Source organism: uncultured Roseobacter sp. (assembly GCF_947493125.1).
GTDB lineage: Bacteria > Pseudomonadota > Alphaproteobacteria > Rhodobacterales > Rhodobacteraceae > Roseobacter.
Genome location: NZ_CANLQB010000011.1, coordinates 1 through 16,033, shown reverse-complemented (window position 1 = coordinate 16,033; position 16,033 = coordinate 1). Strand labels below are relative to the sequence as shown.

The 16,033-nt window shown below is 57.6% G+C and carries 12 protein-coding genes; 7 read left to right on the top strand and 5 right to left on the bottom strand.

What is annotated here, in order from left to right:
- Positions 1 to 22 precede the first annotated feature (22 nt).
- The 3 genes from Q1A71_RS20415 (at position 23) to Q1A71_RS20405 (ending at position 3,234) form a co-directional block, all read left to right on the top strand.
- Positions 23 to 1,069: an iron chelate uptake ABC transporter family permease subunit gene (locus tag Q1A71_RS20415; protein WP_299681313.1), complete on the top strand. Its 1,047-nt coding sequence runs from the start codon at positions 23 to 25 to the stop codon at positions 1,067 to 1,069.
- 1 nt (position 1,070) lies between these two features.
- Positions 1,071 to 1,868: a heme ABC transporter ATP-binding protein gene (locus Q1A71_RS20410; RefSeq protein WP_299681056.1), complete on the top strand. Its 798-nt coding sequence runs from the start codon at positions 1,071 to 1,073 to the stop codon at positions 1,866 to 1,868.
- Between the two features lie 745 nt (positions 1,869 to 2,613).
- The gene (locus Q1A71_RS20405) at positions 2,614 to 3,234 is read left to right on the top strand and encodes an antibiotic biosynthesis monooxygenase (RefSeq protein WP_299681053.1); all 621 of its coding nucleotides are present in this window, start codon (positions 2,614 to 2,616) and stop codon (positions 3,232 to 3,234) included.
- 217 nt (positions 3,235 to 3,451) lie between these two features.
- On the opposite strand, the gene Q1A71_RS20400 is transcribed toward Q1A71_RS20405, so the two are convergent.
- Positions 3,452 to 4,642 (bottom strand): MFS transporter, encoded by a 1,191-nt coding sequence (locus Q1A71_RS20400; RefSeq protein WP_299681050.1) that lies wholly within the window; start codon positions 4,640 to 4,642, stop codon positions 3,452 to 3,454.
- A 569-nt stretch (positions 4,643 to 5,211) separates the two neighbouring features.
- On the opposite strand from Q1A71_RS20400, the gene Q1A71_RS20395 reads away from it, so the two are divergent.
- Together Q1A71_RS20395 and Q1A71_RS20390 are read left to right on the top strand one after the other, a co-directional pair.
- Positions 5,212 to 5,496: a hypothetical protein gene (locus Q1A71_RS20395; protein ID WP_299681047.1), complete on the top strand. Its 285-nt coding sequence runs from the start codon at positions 5,212 to 5,214 to the stop codon at positions 5,494 to 5,496.
- Entirely contained in the window at positions 5,493 to 7,520 is a 2,028-nt protein-coding gene (locus Q1A71_RS20390; protein ID WP_299681044.1) for an SUMF1/EgtB/PvdO family nonheme iron enzyme, read from the top strand. The genes Q1A71_RS20395 and Q1A71_RS20390 overlap by 4 nt, the downstream gene beginning before the upstream one ends.
- Positions 7,521 to 8,275: 755 nt before the next feature.
- Here Q1A71_RS20390 and Q1A71_RS20385 read toward each other — a convergent pair.
- From Q1A71_RS20385 to Q1A71_RS20375, 3 genes are read right to left on the bottom strand one after another with little or no spacing between them, the layout of a single operon-like run.
- On the bottom strand, positions 8,276 to 8,716 hold the full coding sequence (locus Q1A71_RS20385) for a cupin domain-containing protein (RefSeq protein ID WP_299681041.1): 441 nt from the start codon (positions 8,714 to 8,716) through the stop codon (positions 8,276 to 8,278).
- A gap of 39 nt (positions 8,717 to 8,755) precedes the next feature.
- Positions 8,756 to 10,237 (bottom strand): NAD(P)-binding domain-containing protein, encoded by a 1,482-nt coding sequence (locus tag Q1A71_RS20380; protein ID WP_299681038.1) that lies wholly within the window; start codon positions 10,235 to 10,237, stop codon positions 8,756 to 8,758.
- A gap of 13 nt (positions 10,238 to 10,250) precedes the next feature.
- Entirely contained in the window at positions 10,251 to 10,691 is a 441-nt protein-coding gene (locus Q1A71_RS20375) for a cupin domain-containing protein (protein ID WP_299681034.1), read from the bottom strand.
- A gap of 123 nt (positions 10,692 to 10,814) precedes the next feature.
- On the opposite strand from Q1A71_RS20375, the gene Q1A71_RS20370 reads away from it, so the two are divergent.
- Positions 10,815 to 11,783: an AraC family transcriptional regulator gene (locus Q1A71_RS20370; protein WP_299681031.1), complete on the top strand. Its 969-nt coding sequence runs from the start codon at positions 10,815 to 10,817 to the stop codon at positions 11,781 to 11,783.
- A 418-nt stretch (positions 11,784 to 12,201) separates the two neighbouring features.
- Positions 12,202 to 12,975: an SDR family NAD(P)-dependent oxidoreductase gene (locus Q1A71_RS20365; protein WP_299681028.1), complete on the top strand. Its 774-nt coding sequence runs from the start codon at positions 12,202 to 12,204 to the stop codon at positions 12,973 to 12,975.
- Here Q1A71_RS20365 and Q1A71_RS20360 read toward each other — a convergent pair.
- Positions 12,948 to 15,731 carry an AMP-binding protein gene (locus Q1A71_RS20360; RefSeq protein ID WP_299681026.1) on the bottom strand — a complete coding sequence of 928 codons (2,784 nt, stop codon included), beginning with the start codon at positions 15,729 to 15,731 and terminating at the stop codon, positions 12,948 to 12,950. The genes Q1A71_RS20365 and Q1A71_RS20360 overlap by 28 nt on opposite strands.
- Between the last annotated feature and the right edge of the window lie 302 nt (positions 15,732 to 16,033).

Sequence of the window (16,033 nt, the reverse complement as noted above, 5' to 3'; positions counted from 1 at the left end):
TGTGGCACTCGCCGATCAAAGCATGGGCGTTGTCGTGGATCGCCGCCAGCGCGCGCGGCAATTGCGAGGTCTTCTTGCGCTGGGTTTGATCGCCGTCTGCGTCATCAGCCTTGCGGTCGGAGCGTCGGGGACGTCGCTGTGGCGCGCCCTCTGGAGCCTCATGGTCGGTCAGAGCCTGTCGGCGACCGAAGCCGCGATCCTTTGGGAAATCCGCGCGCCACGAACCCTGCTGGGCGCTTGCGTTGGGGCTGCGCTGGCGGTTTCGGGAGCTGTAATGCAGGGGCTCTTTCGCAATCCATTGGCCGATCCGGGCCTTCTGGGCGTCAGCGCAGGTGCGGGGCTCGGCGCGCTGCTGGCTATCGTCTTAGGAAGCGCCCTGCCCTTCGGGATCGCTGGATATCTGGGGGATGCACTCTTACCGGTGATGGCCTTTGCCGGCGCTTGGGCATCAATGATGCTGCTCTATGTGGTGGCGACACGCTCCGGGCGCACCTCGGTGGCCACGATGCTACTGGCCGGCATAGCCCTGGCCGCGCTGACCGGAGCTGTGTCTGGGCTGCTGATCTTCCATGCGGACGACATGCAACTGCGTGAGCTCACATTCTGGCAGTTGGGGTCGCTTGCAGGCAGTTCCTGGAGCAAAGTCATGGTTGCTGGACCTGTCATCGTGATCGCTACATGTATAGCGACGACCCTTGCGCACGGGCTGAACGGGCTCGCGCTCGGCGAAGCGTCGGCACATCACATGGGGATCAACGTGCAGCGCACCAAGAATGTTGCCATTCTGGGCGTCAGCGCCGCGACCGGCGCCGCAGTGGCAGTCTCGGGCGGTATAGGCTTCGTGGGCATCGTCGTGCCGCATCTGCTGCGGTTGTTTACGGGGCCCGATCATCACGGGCTTCTGATCAACTCCGCCCTGCTGGGGGCCAGCCTGCTGTTGCTTGCCGACATTGTCTCGCGCTTCATCGTTGCGCCCGCTGAGCTGCCCATCGGCATTGTCACGGCGGTACTGGGCGCTCCCTTCTTCTTGTGGATCCTTCTACGCCGCCGCACCGTGGTCGACCTCTGAGATGATCATCGCGAGAGGCGTGACCCTGCGATACCGACACAAGACGGTCCTTGAGGGGCTGGAATTCGCCGCGCACGCCGGTGAGCTAACGGCGATTGTCGGGCCTAACGGGTCAGGCAAAACCAGCTTGCTGAAGACGCTGACCGGAGAAGTCCGCTGTACCGGTGACATCCGTGTGGCTGGCTGCAACATTGCAACGACGCCCGCCTGGGAATTGGCGAGCATTCGAGCGGTACTCCCGCAATCCACGCCAATGTCCTTCCCTTTCCAGGCCATCGAGGTGGTGCGGCTTGGTCTCGCCCAGAGCATCTCGGATGACAGCAATCTGCCGCACCGGGCCTTGGCGCGCGTTGGCCTGAGCGGGTATGAAGCACGTTATTATCAGGAATTGTCGGGCGGAGAACAACAGCGCGTGCAACTGGCTCGGGTGTTGTGTCAGGTGTGGGAGCCAAAGATTTCCGGACAGCCACGCTGGCTATTGCTCGACGAGCCTGTGTCGAGCTTGGACATCGGACATCAACTTCACGTCATGCAGATCGCACGCGAGTACGCAGATGCCGGCGGCGGTGTGGTTGCCGTCATGCATGACCTCAACCTCTCGGCAATGTTTGCGGATCGCGTGGTGTTGATGAAATCTGGCCGTGTTGTCGCAGATGGCGTTCCCGAGGTCGTGCTGACAGACGAAAAACTGTCGCACACCTACGACTGTCGCATCCGCACGCGAACGCCTCCTGCGTCACGAAATTGGTACCTGATACCGCAGGCGGCGTACCGCGATGACTTCGATACCGCTCGCTGAGAAGTTCGACCACGTGCATATTTTGTCGCAACTCTTCGGTGAGCCTCTCTTTTTTCGCCTCTAGGTCGTAGAAAGCCGGAGTTGCCCCGATATTTGGACAGTTTTCGGCGCAGATTGGATTCGTCTTCGATTCCTGCTGGTCAGTTTGGTTCATGTCTCTGCAAAGCCATAGACCATCGCTTGCGCTGCGCAGCCCCGGGTGGACCAGTGGTGTCTGCAACCGCGGAACGCGATGCATCTTAGAATGCAATCTTTGCTCCTGATCTGCTCTCGCAAACGTGCAGGTCGACCGACCCGAGCAAAAGACGTGAACAGACCGCCCCGATCCGTGTTTGAAATCCCGAGCAGGCCGAACCTTGCGATGGCCTCATTCAGCGCTTCGACGCCAGAACCGAGATCCAACGAGTTGGAGCGTATACCGTTCAACAAGGTCTTGAACGTGTCTCCGGGATCACGTTGATTGCTGGCGTCTGTTTGGCGAGTTGTCCGAGGATTGCGGAGGGTCGTCGAAATAACAGATCGCATCGCATTTTGCATACGCAGAATGCGGTCGCCTCTGCGCTTTGGCCTGGAACACGGATACGGCCTATGAGACAGCCCTATGCGATCAAGTCCTGGTGGTCGGCACCTTCAGGCGCCTCCACAGAAAAGCGCAAACGGGTTCCCGTGTCGTTTGTCATATTCGCTCCAGGGGGCAGACAAAATAGCGTATTCTCCGGATGCGTTCGCAAGTTGAGGTCAGGATATGCACGCTTTGCTCTTTGAGATGGAGCCCCGCTCTGGACATGAAGCACATTATTTCAGGCACGCTGACGCGTTGCGGCCGCTGCTGGCGGAGCACAAAGGTTTATTGTTCATTGAGCGTTTCAAATCCCTGTCTCGTCCAAATGTAATTCTCTCCCATTCACACTGGAGAGATGAAGCCTCCCTCTCCAAATGGAGGAGCGATCCGAAACATCACAGCTCACAAGCCGCTGGCCGCAACAAACATTTTCAGGACTATCGCATTCGGATATCGCATGTCCTGGCAATGGCGCGGCCGGGCGTGGCGACGGAAACCTGGACTATCGAGGGTGCCTATGCCGATGTTGAGGCGATAGCGCCGAGATACCTCACGATCATTGCCTCGACGGCAGAACCAGTCACCGAAATGGGTGAAGCGTTTCGGAGCGTGACCATCGAGGAAAGCTATCTCTCTGTTGCGGATGCCGTCTCCTGTGATTGCGGCAGATCAACCCTCGCTACCGCTCTGGAAAATCCCTCCATCACAAGTGCCATGCTGGCGCTGGTTTCGCGTGACTACGGGATGTTCGAGCGCACCGAAGCGCCACAATACTTTCCGCCCGCGAAAGCGGATGTGACATAAAGATCTAAGGCCAACCGCCGCCGCCCTGCCGCCTGAAACCTGAAGACAATCCGCCACCGGAGATGGACAATACGCGCTCGCGGCCACGGCTACAGGCTACCGCGACGATCACACAGTCCGCAGTGGGCAAGACAAACCAATATCGGTTCCGTGCGGATGAGAGCGTGCTCTCAAAAAACATGGCAAAAACTTGGCGCGGTCGCGCGGCAGCAAACGCCTACATCTCAACAGTCGTCGCCCGATCTGACAGGAGGACCACTAGAGTCAGAATGACCAGGCCACCTGAGATCATAGCGAGAACCGCCCATCCGAGAGTCGAAACCACAAAACCGGCCGCAAAGGCGCAAACGGTTGAGACCAGCGCAATAATCGTGTCATTTGTACCCTGCACCGCTGCTTTTTCCTTCTCGGACAAGGCAGCGTCCAACATCGTCGTGGCCCCGATGAAGCCAAAGTTCCATCCAACGCCCAGAACAATCAACGAGCCGTAAAAGTTCATTGCAGTGAGACCGAGAGAAGCCGCGACGGCTGCGGCCATGATCATGCCAAGCCCGACTGTCGCAATGGGCTGCGCTCCAAATCGTTGGATTAGGAAACCGGTGAAGAAACTTGGCGCGAACATCGCAACAATGTGCCAACGAACGACATCGCTTGCGGTATCTTCGCTGAACCCGCAGCCAATCATCGCAATCGGTGTCGGCACCATAAGGAACACCATGACACCCTGCGAAACCGCAGCGATGGCGATAGAACGCCTAATGGGACGACGGCGGAGCGCGGCCAGAGCGGCAAATCTGTCGGACTGGTCGTCCGTCGCAGCCCTCATGGGCACCGGCATCCGTACGGCGGCCAATGGGACAATTCCAAGCACAGCGATCATACCGATCGCCGCATAGGCACCCGCAAAGGGGATCGGCGCGAGCGCATCTTTCGCGGCTATAAAAACCTGCGGTCCTATGATAGCTGCGATGAGGAGGGAACTCAGCATCAGCGAGATCGCGACCGGTCGCCATTTTCTGTCGACCGCCTCTCCCGCCGCAAAGCGGAAGTATTGGAACGCGGCCCAACCCGCGCCCATCAGGAGATGCGCGACACAAAGCAGCGCGAAGTTCTGAACATACAGTGCCTGCGTGGCTGCAATAGCCCCGGTGAGTGTCATCAACGCCCCAAAAGCAAAGCCCGCCCGACGCCCGATACGGCCCATTAGGATCGAAACCGGAGCCGCGGCAACCAAACCGGCTAAGGTTTGAACCGAAGACGGCAGCGTCGCCAGCACCGGGTCCGGCGCCAGCATCAGTCCCGTCAAACCACCCAAGATCAACTGTATCGGAAACGCTGCCCCAAGGATCGTATTGGCTAGCAGCAGGCCGGCGAAGTTACGGTTTTTGAGAATGGAAGCCTCGGACATCAAAAGCAGTTCTGTTACCTTGTTTGTTCTCAAGAGGTTTTAGTGTGATTGCAGATATCTTCATTAGGCTTCTCGACATGATCTCGTGATAAAGAGAATTCGCTCGACAAACCCTGATATTGGCCTCACCCACCGGAGACCGCTGATGACGCTCCTCAACCGACCTGCGACGGTGCAGCGCGCCGAGTGCAAAGCGGGTGGCTGGCGCGCTTCAAGGTGATTTGCACCTCGATTTGGTCCAGTGCCTGCTGATTTCGCTAGCGGACCGGAGTGCAAATTCAGGACGTATTGAGAATGCACCGTCCATCCTTTTGCGTCCTGCTCATCCGGTCTGCGACTTGACTAAACGTCTTGCCCGGGCGCCACAGAACTGGACCTACCGAATTCTGGAAGCAATTCCTCGTGGCTTCTCAACCACCGCAGTCCCTCTCGCTTGCCTGGCAACTCACGCCAGTCCGGCGACCTATTCGTTGAGACCTGATCCAAGACTTGGCGCGCTGGCCTCTTCTGGTGTAGCCTATTTGGTAAGTATTGTTTTGACACATAATCGCGTTCGTGGGGAAGCGATCATGGTTTTCAGAAATTGGATTGTTATCGGCATTCTGGCTGTCGTCGGTCTGGCCCTCATAAGCTATTGGATATCGCTTCCGGACGTACCTGATGGTGTCACACCACAAAGTGGCATGGATGATACGGTCAAGGCGGTTGCGGCCCTCGCAGGCGCAATCACCACACTGGGCGGAGCGGTCTTCGGCGTTCTTGGCAAGCTCAACGAATACAGACTGGCCAAGCTCGAGATCGAAGAGAAGAGGATGGCCCTCGAAGAGCGAAAGCCAAAGAACGAGGACGGATGATCAGACGTACGATCACAAGCTTTGTGTTTGCCCTGTGGGCCGCCAATTGCGGCGCAGAGGGGCTAGATGAGGCAACGATCGCCCCCGACCAGCGAAGCGGTGTCGAACGCCTGCTGCATCGCGCGGGGTTTGGCGGCCTGCAAAAAAGCTACGCCATTGTCGTGGGTGTCAGTGACTTTGCGGAGTTTCCGGATCTGCCCACCGAAAACGACCCGATCATGATGCGCGACTATCTCACCAACGAAGCGGGTTTCGACTACGTCCACATACTGACTGAGGAGAAAGTCACCAAAGCACGGCTCGAAGAGTTGATGCTCGACGAATTCCGCCCGATGGTCGGTCCGAACGACCGCTTTCTGTTCTATTGGTCAGGCCATGGCGAGACGCTTGAGCTTGGTAGTGGCCAAATGGGCTTTCTACCGCTTTCTGACAGCCGAAAAGCTTCCTTTTCGTCGATGGTCGCCATGTCAGACCTCGCACGATGGAACCGGTTTATCAGCGCGCATCAGGTCTTGTTCTTGCTCGACAGTTGCTTTTCGGGTCTCGCAGGTGGCGCGCCGCAGTCGGACCTTACCAATATCAGCCGTCAGCAGCTTTCTGGGCCAGGCAGACACCTCATCACTGCGGGCCGCGTGAACGAACAAACCATAGCGGTCGATGATCTGGGCGGATCGATCTTTACCCACGCCTTGCTCAAGGGGGTGCGGGGTGCGGCGGACTCAAAAAACGACCTTGGGGCCGATGGTCTGATCTCGGTGGGAGAGTTGAAAGCCTATCTGGGCCAGGAAGTCGGAAGGCTCCGAATGGCTTACAACTGGCAAAAGACCATTACGCCACAAATTCGTGACCTGTCGGGCAGCGACGGAGCCTTCTTCTTTCCCCTCCCCGCGAAGTTTCCCGCCAAACAGGTCGATATAGCGCCAAAGGATGGCGTGCAGATCACGCCTCAAAGCGGAGACCCTGACATTCTCGAGGTGCAACGCAGCCTGATCGAGCTGGGATACGATCTTGGCCCACCCGACGGCATCCTTGGCTTTTCGACACGCCGGGCGCTAATTGCTTTTCAAACCAAAAGCGGACTGGATCGAACCGGAGAGATCGACGACGCAACAACGCTCGCAATCCTGCAGGCCCTGGTGCCTGCTCCAGATGACACGCCTCCAGACATCGCAACCAAGGATGAAGATCAGCCGCAAACCACTATCAGCGACGGACCCGGCCCGCCGATGGTACTGATCGAAGGCGGCAGATTTGTCATGGGCCGCAACGATGGCACTCCTGAAGAGGGCCCCGCGCGCGATGTTACGGTCGCGCCGTTCTGGGTCTCCACCACGGAAACGACGATGGCCCTGTTTGGTCAATATGTTGAAGAAGAGGGTCTCGATTTTGTAAGCCGTAAGATCGAGGCTGAACCAACATGCTATGAGTGGAGCAAGGATAACCGCTTGCGCCGTACTGCCTACGCGTACAATCAGTTGCAGGACACGCCGGACGATGACCCGGTTTCTTGCGTGAACCGGGAGGATATCGATGGCTTTCTCGAATGGCTGAATCGAGGTGGAGCCAGCCCGCCCTATCGGCTGCCAACCGAGGCCGAGTTTGAGTATCTCTTGTCGAGAGACAACGATCGACACGGTCAGATGCATGTTGCTGCTGACTCTTTCTGGGTGGACAACAGAGCCGCCCTTGTCTGCGACTGGGGCAACTTTGCCGATGCCTCGGCTCCGTTCAATTGGACGAACCGTGAGTGTAGCGACGGATCTCCCGGCGTCTCAGCCGTTGCAAGTTTTGAACCTGATCCCAACGGTCTCTACGATATTCGCGGCAACCTATGGGAATGGGTATCCGACTGCTGGCGACCCAGACATAAAGACCCAGCCCCTGCAGACTGCAAAACGGGGACTGTGCGGGGTGCGTCCTTTGACGATCCGCTCAAAAACCTTGGGAGCACTGTGCGTCAACCGGTACCTCTCAAGCGACGTCAAACGAACATCGGTTTTCGCCTTGCACGGAATACCGACTGACCCTCTGGACAGTGGGAAAGGTTTACTGAGACCAGAACGAAGACTGTGAGACTCAGCCCCATTTCCGTTCAAATAGCCTATGGTTCAGGTCTCTTCCGGACTCCGAACAGGTCTCCTAGCGCTGCACGGCAACTCCGTCGGCGTTGACTGATGGTTGGGTCGTGCTCCAACTGTGGTCGCGATGCGTCGTACCGCGAATGCGTTAAGGGATCCGCCCCGCACAAACTGACACCATCAGCCCGAATTGGGCCAAGACTGCGCTATCGGCTCAAGGAGTGTCATCGGATCGGCCGGTCGTGTTCAATTGTCCGACTCGGCATGCTCGAGTTCTTCCAATCTTTCCGGAGCCGGAGCCGTTGCTGACCAGATTGCCAACAGCGATGTCGCCAGACAGGCAGATAGGTCCGGCAATGCGACTGGCTGCGACTTCAATAGTGGCGGGGATCTGTCTTGTTAGGCGCAAAATCCGAGCATTGGACGCTCGGTCAGCAACTCTGGCACGCTCCCCGAATTGCGTCAATTCGGATCTTGCCAGATGCACCCGATAGCCACCATCGACAAAGAAGGTGGGACCTTCTTGGGGAGTACCATCCGATCAGCCCCTGTCGATTTTCTCACGATCCGCTTGCCAATGGAGAATGTCGGTTTCGCCTCAAACACCGCCGCCGCGACAGGCGACGGCTTTGGCAGGCAAGCCAGCCGAGCCAGTCACATCGCCCAAGTCGCCAAAAGCGATGTCCCCGTCTTTCTTGCAGTTAGTCGTTTGCCTCAGGCGGGAGGAAATTAACGTCGTGCTGCGCGGAGATTTTCACGACTTCTTCGACATCGGTCATCTCATGCAGTTCATCGAAGAGATCCTTGAGCTTCCCCGCTGGCGAAACCCAGAAGAGCGCGCGGCACGGTTTGTCGGACTTGTTGAAATAGCCATGAGGTATGCCCTTCGGCATCCGTACCAGATCACCCGCTTTCGCCTTTGTCCATCGACCGTCGAGCTTGAGATCAAGCTCTCCCTCCTGAACCAGAATAAACTCATCTTGGGTTGGGTGAATATGCACGGGCACAAACTGCCCCGGTTCCGAATTGGTCTCGAAAGCGAAAGTCGTGTCGCAATAGGCTTTGATGTAGTAGGTTTGGCCCAGAATATTGAGCTTGGTGCCCTCTCCATTCGCCGTGATGCCTTGATCCAGATCTTTCATCGTATGCTCCTCTGCTGAACTCTTGTTGCAAAAGCCGGATCAACCGGCCTGGTATTGCGGTGCGGATGCCAAGAACTCGCCGTAGGCGGCATGGCTTGGATAGCTGAACTGCTCGGCCAAGGGGTTGGAACGCTTTCTCTTCGTCGCGCCCATATCCGTCAACAGCTCGTCAAAGTGCTTGAAGTGGAACGGGGCCGAACACAAACCACCATAGACCTTGGCCGCCGGGCGCTCGTTGCGCTTCCAGTTCAGCATCATATCGATGTTGTCACGCATCGCCTTGTCGGACGGTATGTTGGCCAACTGGCCATCCATGTAGCGCACAAGCCAGTTCGCAATCATCTCGGCTGACAAAACCGTGCAGAAGGACGAATTGAAGCCCACAAAGCCCATGTCTGGCAAATCAGGGTTTACAGCCAGACGGTACACCCTGTACTGGCCATCCTCTTCAATGAGCTTGTCTTTCTCGGCCTGCGGAAGGTAGGGCACCCCAAGCTTCCAGCCGACGGCCAATATGGACACATCTGCCTGCACGCGGTCGCCTGTGCTCAACACGATGTCTTTGCCATCGTAGTTTTCATAGGTGCCTTGGATCGGCTTGATCTTCCCGGCCTTGAGCGCTTCGAAAAGGCCAGGCGTGACGATAGGCACCGAGCACGAGACCTCCTTTTCGATGGGGGTCTTTGGCACCATGTTGTATTTCTTCAAACCAAGCTGGGTTTTGAGAAGGGCTTCCAAGCCCCGGAAGTTGACCCAGACCAAGGGCTTCAGAGCCGCTGCGACCACACGTTGCAGGCCAGACTTGCCCCACGTGTTGAACTGTTGTTCCTGCGCCCGCATGTAAAGCAGGCGCTTGAAGTTAATACCACCGACGAAATAGGGAACACGCCAGACCGGTTCCAGATAGACCCACGTGACTTCGCGCGCACCGTTGATGGCGGCGTTCACGGCAATGTCAGTTGCAGATTTCGACCCACCCAGAACGACGACGCGCTTGCCTCTGACAATAGATGGATCGGTGTATTCAGAGGAGTGCATGACCGCGCCGCCAGCATCGACGAAACCGTCCTGCCCGGGGTGAGTCAGTATGTTCTTGTCCGAGAACTGACCGGTGCAGACGCTTACGAAGTCAAAATGCTCGGTCCATTTCTGACCGCCTGCGTCAAGGGTCAGGGTCCAGCCGCCTGCGTCGTGCCGATCCATGGATTTGACGTTGGTGTTCAAGCGGAAGAGACGACCGAGATTGTGCTTCTCCGCATAAGTATGCAGATAGGCATGCACCTGCGGGCCCTTGGGCCACTCGGGATAGTCATCCGGCATCGGATGATCCGTGTAGCAATAAAGATCCTTGGGCGATTGCGTCTGCACATCCGGATAGGATCGAGACAATTCCCAAACCCCGCCAAAGTCGTGGCTGCGCTCAAAGCCGCAGACGCGATGGCCGCGCTCATCAAACGCCTTGGCAGCAGCCAGGCCGCTGACGCCGCCCCCGACGACGGCAACCTTCTTTCTCTTGATCATCGCCGTCTCTCCCTCAAGCCGCGTCCGGCGGGGGAAGGAAATCGACTTCATGCATGGCTGACAGCTTGACGAGTTCTTCCGGGTCCGTGACGCCATCCAACGCCACGAAGAGATCAAACAGCTTGCGTGCCGGTGCAACGCCAAAGACGCATTTGGCATCAGTGCCAGACCGGTTGAAGATGCCGTGCGCGACGCCCATTGGCATCTGCACTGTGTCACCCACGCCAACCTGGTGCACATCCGCGCCAAATTCGACTTCTAGATTGCCCTCGAGCATATAGATCCACTCATCCTGGGTTGGGTGAATATGCGGTGGCACAAACGTCTCCTTTGGCACATCCGCGTGCCAGATGAAGGTATTCGGGCTGTGCAGCTTCGGTCTGTAGGTCTGTCCGACGACATTCCACACAGTGCCACCCAATCCCTCGGCGCTTGGCGTAACCCCCTGTTCCATGTCTTTCTCTTTCTCTGTTTTCGCAGCGATAGGCTGTAGCAGATAAACGGAAACGATTATCCAAATTGCGAATCCAAAATCCGTGAGGCTTGAGGTTTTTTGCTGAAGCGGTAGGTTTTTTGGATGCAGGGTTCCACCTATCTGGCAAATCACGCGGTCTTGGAGACCACGGATCTTTCCGAGGCCCGCTCTGCTGTTGCCGACAAATACTGTGATCATCGCCTCGACCTGATCCGCGGGCACGGGCTGGACATGCGATACAACCATGTGCCCGGCGCGCAGAGCTCTCTGAATGTATTGAGCTACGGAGGAGATGTTCGCATCAACCCGGGTGAGCTCCACCGGTTCTATCTGCTTCAGATCCCTGTCGCAGGCAAAGCCCTGATCAAGCACCGCGGCGAAGAGGTCGAGGCCGATGTCTGGACAGCCTCCATCCTGAACCCGGATCGTCCGACGGACATGGAGTGGTCCGCCGATTGTACCAAAGTGATGTTGCAGATTGATGCAGACTTCCTGAACATTGTTGCGTGCGAGGATCTTGGCTTTGATTTGCCGGGGCCGGTTCGATTTGACCCAAAGGTCGATCTCAGCAGATCACCCGGTCTCGCCGTAAGGGAAGCGGTGCTGTCAACGGTGCGCGCATACGAAGACGGTACGCTTGGTCTGGGCCGTCAGAGGTTCCAAGAGATGAGCCTTGAGCGCAGCTTGGCGAGGACGCTCCTGAGCCTGCAACCCAGCAACGTAAGCCAGTATTTCGAGATGGAGCGCTTCCCGATTGTGCCCAAGCAGATCAAGCGGGCCATCGAGTTTGTCCAGACAGAGTACCATCGCGATCTGCGTCTAGATGATATCGCTGTGGCAAGCGGGTTGCATCCGCGCAGTTTGCAGTCGGCCTTTCGTTCAAGCTTTGCTGTTTCGCCAATGGACTATCTGAAGACTGTGCGCCTGAATGCGGCACGCTATCGGCTCTGCCGGCGCCGCAACCGAGAGAGTGTAACCGATGTTGCCTTTGGCTGCGGCTTCTCGCATCTGGGTCGGTTTTCGCGGGACTACCGCGCACGGTTCGGTCACGCTCCCAGTGAAACGGTTTAGCCGAAGTCCTTTTCACTTGCCATGTCCAGGTGCCACCTGTTCAGCATGGAAAATCGTCGCCGTGACCCATCACCGTATCAATGTCCGCAGCGCGCTTGGCGATGCTTTCACTTCGTTTTTTCGAAGTGCAACTCTCTCGAAGCGGAGCTTGAGTTCCCAATGCCGCGAGCGAAGAGATTGAATCTCTGTTCTGTGGGCGCTCGACCAATGGAACGAGCGTTCGGTTCTCAACTGTTCACAATCAAATTGTCTTTGCGTCTGACCCAGAGAGGAACGGCTCCTAAGCCCCGACGACCAGCCGTTCATTTGCTGCTCTTTGCACAAAATCGATCCGAAAGACTGTCAGATTGCTTTTGTAACCACCCGGTTTTCCGAATAGTAAACAGACATTCCAGAACCCAGGCAGACGCGGCGCAGCATGACATCAGAGCAAAAGACGGCGGTTGTAACAGGGGGGCTGTCAGGCATGGGGCTCGCTATTGCGCGCAGGCTGGCGGAGGACGGTATTTCTGTTTTCGTCGGGGCACGCAGCGCAGGCGACGCGGGGCTTGTTCATGACGTGCTGAAGGCGGATACGGGAAAGATTATAGCCGCACCCTTGGACGTAAGATCACGCGACAGCGTCGATACCTTCATTGCAGATATCGCTACGACGCAGGGTGGCGTTGATATTCTGGTGAATGCTGCCGGTGTCTATGAAGAAGCGGCTGTGATCGATCATTCTGACCAAATCTGGAACGATCACATCGACACCAACCTGAGCGGCACCTTCCGAATGATACGTGCAGTAATGCCGCGTATGAAACGTGAGGGCTGGGGTCGGATTATCAATATCGCCTCGGTCGCGGCGCATCATGGCATGGCCAATAACGCGGCGTATTGCGCGTCTAAAGCGGGGCTTTTGGGTCTGGGCCGCTGTGTCAGTCTTGAGGGGGCGGCGCATGGCGTCACCTGCGTTTCGATCAGTCCCACATGGGTCGAGACGGAGATGCTTCGCCGGTTCATTGACGCCGACATGGACACCACAGGCCAGACCTTGGAGCAGGTTCGCGCCGAATATGCCAAGTCAAACCCTCAGAACCAGCTTGTGCAACCGTCCGAGGTCGCAGAGCTTGCCGCATTTTTGGCCAGCGACGCGGCCCGCGCGTTGACGATGGAAGACTTTCAGATCAATGCCGGATCCCTTTGGTGATCACGCGTGCGGCGCGTGAGCAGGGCCTTGCCATCACTGATCACATCGAACGGCCGATCGCTGATCCGCGACCACATTGCGCGGGCTGCGGTATTCTCGAAGGTTGAGGTGGCGCGTAAAGTGTCCGGAAATTCCTTGATGACCTTCGCAATGCCGAGATCCAGGGTGACCTTTGCCAACCAGTCCATCGGAGGCAGCGCATTCGCGTCTTTTGGCGCGATGTGGGTATCAGACATCAGATTGTAGATCGGCGCGTCTGAAGCTGTGATGGGTCCAAGCAGGAATGCAGCCGCCGCAGTCACGTCTGTCATTGGAAATGCGAGCGATTGCGGCATGTGACCGGCGCGCAAAGAGGCCTCGAGAATGATCTCGTAGATGTCGCGCGGATTGGGGGCATCGAGGTCGTAAAGTGAGGGCAGACGCACAATCGCTGCCGGGCCACCCGCTGTGCGAATGGCGTCTTCTGCTGCGATTTTGGCCGCGCCATAGCCCGTGCATCCATCCCAATCCGTCGCGGGCGCCTCGGGCCACGGGCCGCCCTGGTCGGGAAACACGGCACTTGATGAGGTGAAGCGCAGGTCTGCGCCTGCATTGGCACAGAAGGTCAGGACGGTTTCTATCCCTCGCATCGACCAATCCAGCATTTCGTCCTGACCAATCGCAAGGTTTACCATCGCTGCGCAATGAACGACCTTGGTGACAGAGCCTGCCAGTGCGGCATAAGCCTCGTCCTCCAGAGCGAAATGTGGTGCGTCGAGAGTGCCGTGCACGATAACATAACGGTCCGGTGCAACCTCTTGCGCCACCGCAACCTCATCAAGCCTGTCACGCGCGCCACGGTTCTTGTCCCTGACAAGGCAGTAGACAACTTCGCCGGCCGGCAAGTCGCGTGCGGCCTGCGCCAGAACGTGCCCGCCCAGAAAACCAGTTGCACCGGTCAGCAATATGCCGGGCCGACCAAAATCTTCGGTTGGAGCCGGGGCGTCCGCTTCCCTTGTCATGAGCTGATCAAGGCGGTGGAGCGGCACGTTCATGGCGAGATCAAAGTCAAGCGGCATACCGTAGATCTTTTCGAGCTCCAGCATCAAGGTCACGCACATCAGCGAGTCGCCACCTTGATCGTGAAAGCTTAGTGCAGGGTCGATTTTTGATGGCGCACAGGCCATGGCCAAGGCCGCCGCAGCAATGACCGCGTCTTCTGCATAGTGCAGTTCATGGGGGGGTTCCTCAACCGCCGGAAGCGCGCGCAGGTCCGCTTTGCCGGACACCGGATGCAGCGGCAGGGCGTCCATCTGCACGAGAAAGGATGGCACGCAATAGGCAGGCAGCACGGCGCGCAAATCGGCCGCAAGCGCTGCCGGTATCGTGTTCGCACCGTCCACAATTCCCCAGCGTTCGGCATTGCGCGCCGCCTGTGCGGAATCGACCGCATAATAGAAAATCAGGCTTTGCCCGCGCGAATCGACCTCCGCAACCCAAGGCGCGGCGCTGGAAAATGCGAGCCTGTCACGCATGGTATCGGTCAGCTCTGTGGTCTGGATGGAAAAACCACGCAGTTTCAGCATATGGGCAATGCGCCCTTCGATATGCAGCGCGCCGTTGTCATCGACCCAAGCCTGATCTCCGGTATCATAAAGCCTTGTCTCACGCCCCTCGATTGTCAATTCGCGAAACCGAAGGCGTGTCTCTTCAGGACGGTTTACATACCCGGGGCCCAGCATACGCGGCCCCTCGAAATGCAGCTGCCCGGACACTCCGGGCGGACAGACCGCATCGGTCTCGTCCAGAATGACAGCGCGCAAATGCGTCATTGGGACACCCACGGATGCCGGTGTATCTCCTGCGGGCTCTGTCAGATGCGACATGCAGACGTCATGGGTTTCGCAGATACTGTACAGGTTCCACAAGGCCGCATTGGGCAGCTTGGCCAGTGAGGCCATTATCAGATCATCGCTCACCACCTCTCCGTTCAGAATGACGCGTGAAAGTGGCAGCTCCGCGGCCCGATCGGCGTCCAGCACGTTGAGAAAAGTGTCATAGAAAGAGGGCGTGAACAGCATCTCTGAGATGTCGTTTTCGATGAGGAACTCGGCCAGTTTTCCAGGTGCGAACAAGGTACTGGCATCGGGAAACCACAAATTTGAACCCTTGCGCAGCGGGCGAAACATCTCCCAAATTGCAAAGACATATATAGCCACGCGCAGGCCCGGACCGTAGGGCGTGTACGCATCGCGCCAGAGATAGGACAGGTAGGCTGCGTCCTGAGACACCGGTATGCATTTGGGCCGTCCCGTCGTGCCCGATGTCGCCACGAGATAAATCGGGTCGGTCGGTGCAATCGACACCGCGCGCAACGGTACGTCGGGTGCATGCAGGTCGTTCAGCAGATCATTGGCATGAACTGTCTTGCAATCGCCCGGCAATTGACCCGGTGCGGCAGTTTCGCAGGTGACGATCAAGCTCACTTTCAATTCGGACGCGATGTTGTGCAAGACCATCTGTGGCATCGCAGGGTCAAGATGGACAAACGGGCGACCGGTCATAACACAAGCAACGGCACTTGCAGCCATGGCCACACCGGGTGAGCCAAAAATGCCGACTACCTGTGGTGTTTCCAGGTGTTCACTCAGTGCGGAAACAAATTGACCAAGTCTGCAATAGGTGACGGTGCGTTCACTATCAGACATAGCAGGCAGATCTGAGAACTCAGAAATGGCCTTTGCAAGGTCCGCTGCAACGGTGTGACGTGATGTCATGGAATTGGCCCTTGTTTCTGCCTGACCGCATACCAGAATTCCAGCCGGACCCAAGCCAATACGGGGGGCCTGCACGCATGGTCTTCCACGAAAGCCCAAGAAAGCCGAACGTTTCGACAACGCGATCTGACACGCATGCACCAGCTTGTGGTGAGAGGATCGGCATGCGAACCTCGCGGATCGCATCCACCCGCGCCATTCCTTGCCCGACGAGCACCTCAACCTGCTGGTCTTCCCCCACTTGAGTGGTCCTCCGCTATGTTTAGGAAAGCGGAGGAAAGACATGGCCAACAAGCGACCAA

What these genes read in the sequence shown, in the direction of transcription:
- Q1A71_RS20415 (WP_299681313.1), top strand. Translation starts at nt 23, where the DNA reads ATGGGCGTTGTCGTGGATCGCCGCCAGCGCGCGCGGCAATTGCGAGGT.
- Q1A71_RS20410 (WP_299681056.1), top strand. Translation starts at nt 1,071, where the DNA reads ATGATCATCGCGAGAGGCGTGACCCTGCGATACCGACACAAGACGGTC.
- Q1A71_RS20405 (WP_299681053.1), top strand. Translation starts at nt 2,614, where the DNA reads ATGCACGCTTTGCTCTTTGAGATGGAGCCCCGCTCTGGACATGAAGCA.
- Q1A71_RS20400 (WP_299681050.1), bottom strand. Translation starts at nt 4,642, where the DNA reads ATGTCCGAGGCTTCCATTCTCAAAAACCGTAACTTCGCCGGCCTGCTG.
- Q1A71_RS20395 (WP_299681047.1), top strand. Translation starts at nt 5,212, where the DNA reads ATGGTTTTCAGAAATTGGATTGTTATCGGCATTCTGGCTGTCGTCGGT.
- Q1A71_RS20390 (WP_299681044.1), top strand. Translation starts at nt 5,493, where the DNA reads ATGATCAGACGTACGATCACAAGCTTTGTGTTTGCCCTGTGGGCCGCC.
- Q1A71_RS20385 (WP_299681041.1), bottom strand. Translation starts at nt 8,716, where the DNA reads ATGAAAGATCTGGATCAAGGCATCACGGCGAATGGAGAGGGCACCAAG.
- Q1A71_RS20380 (WP_299681038.1), bottom strand. Translation starts at nt 10,237, where the DNA reads ATGATCAAGAGAAAGAAGGTTGCCGTCGTCGGGGGCGGCGTCAGCGGC.
- Q1A71_RS20375 (WP_299681034.1), bottom strand. Translation starts at nt 10,691, where the DNA reads ATGGAACAGGGGGTTACGCCAAGCGCCGAGGGATTGGGTGGCACTGTG.
- Q1A71_RS20370 (WP_299681031.1), top strand. Translation starts at nt 10,815, where the DNA reads ATGCAGGGTTCCACCTATCTGGCAAATCACGCGGTCTTGGAGACCACG.
- Q1A71_RS20365 (WP_299681028.1), top strand. Translation starts at nt 12,202, where the DNA reads ATGACATCAGAGCAAAAGACGGCGGTTGTAACAGGGGGGCTGTCAGGC.
- Q1A71_RS20360 (WP_299681026.1), bottom strand. Translation starts at nt 15,731, where the DNA reads ATGACATCACGTCACACCGTTGCAGCGGACCTTGCAAAGGCCATTTCT.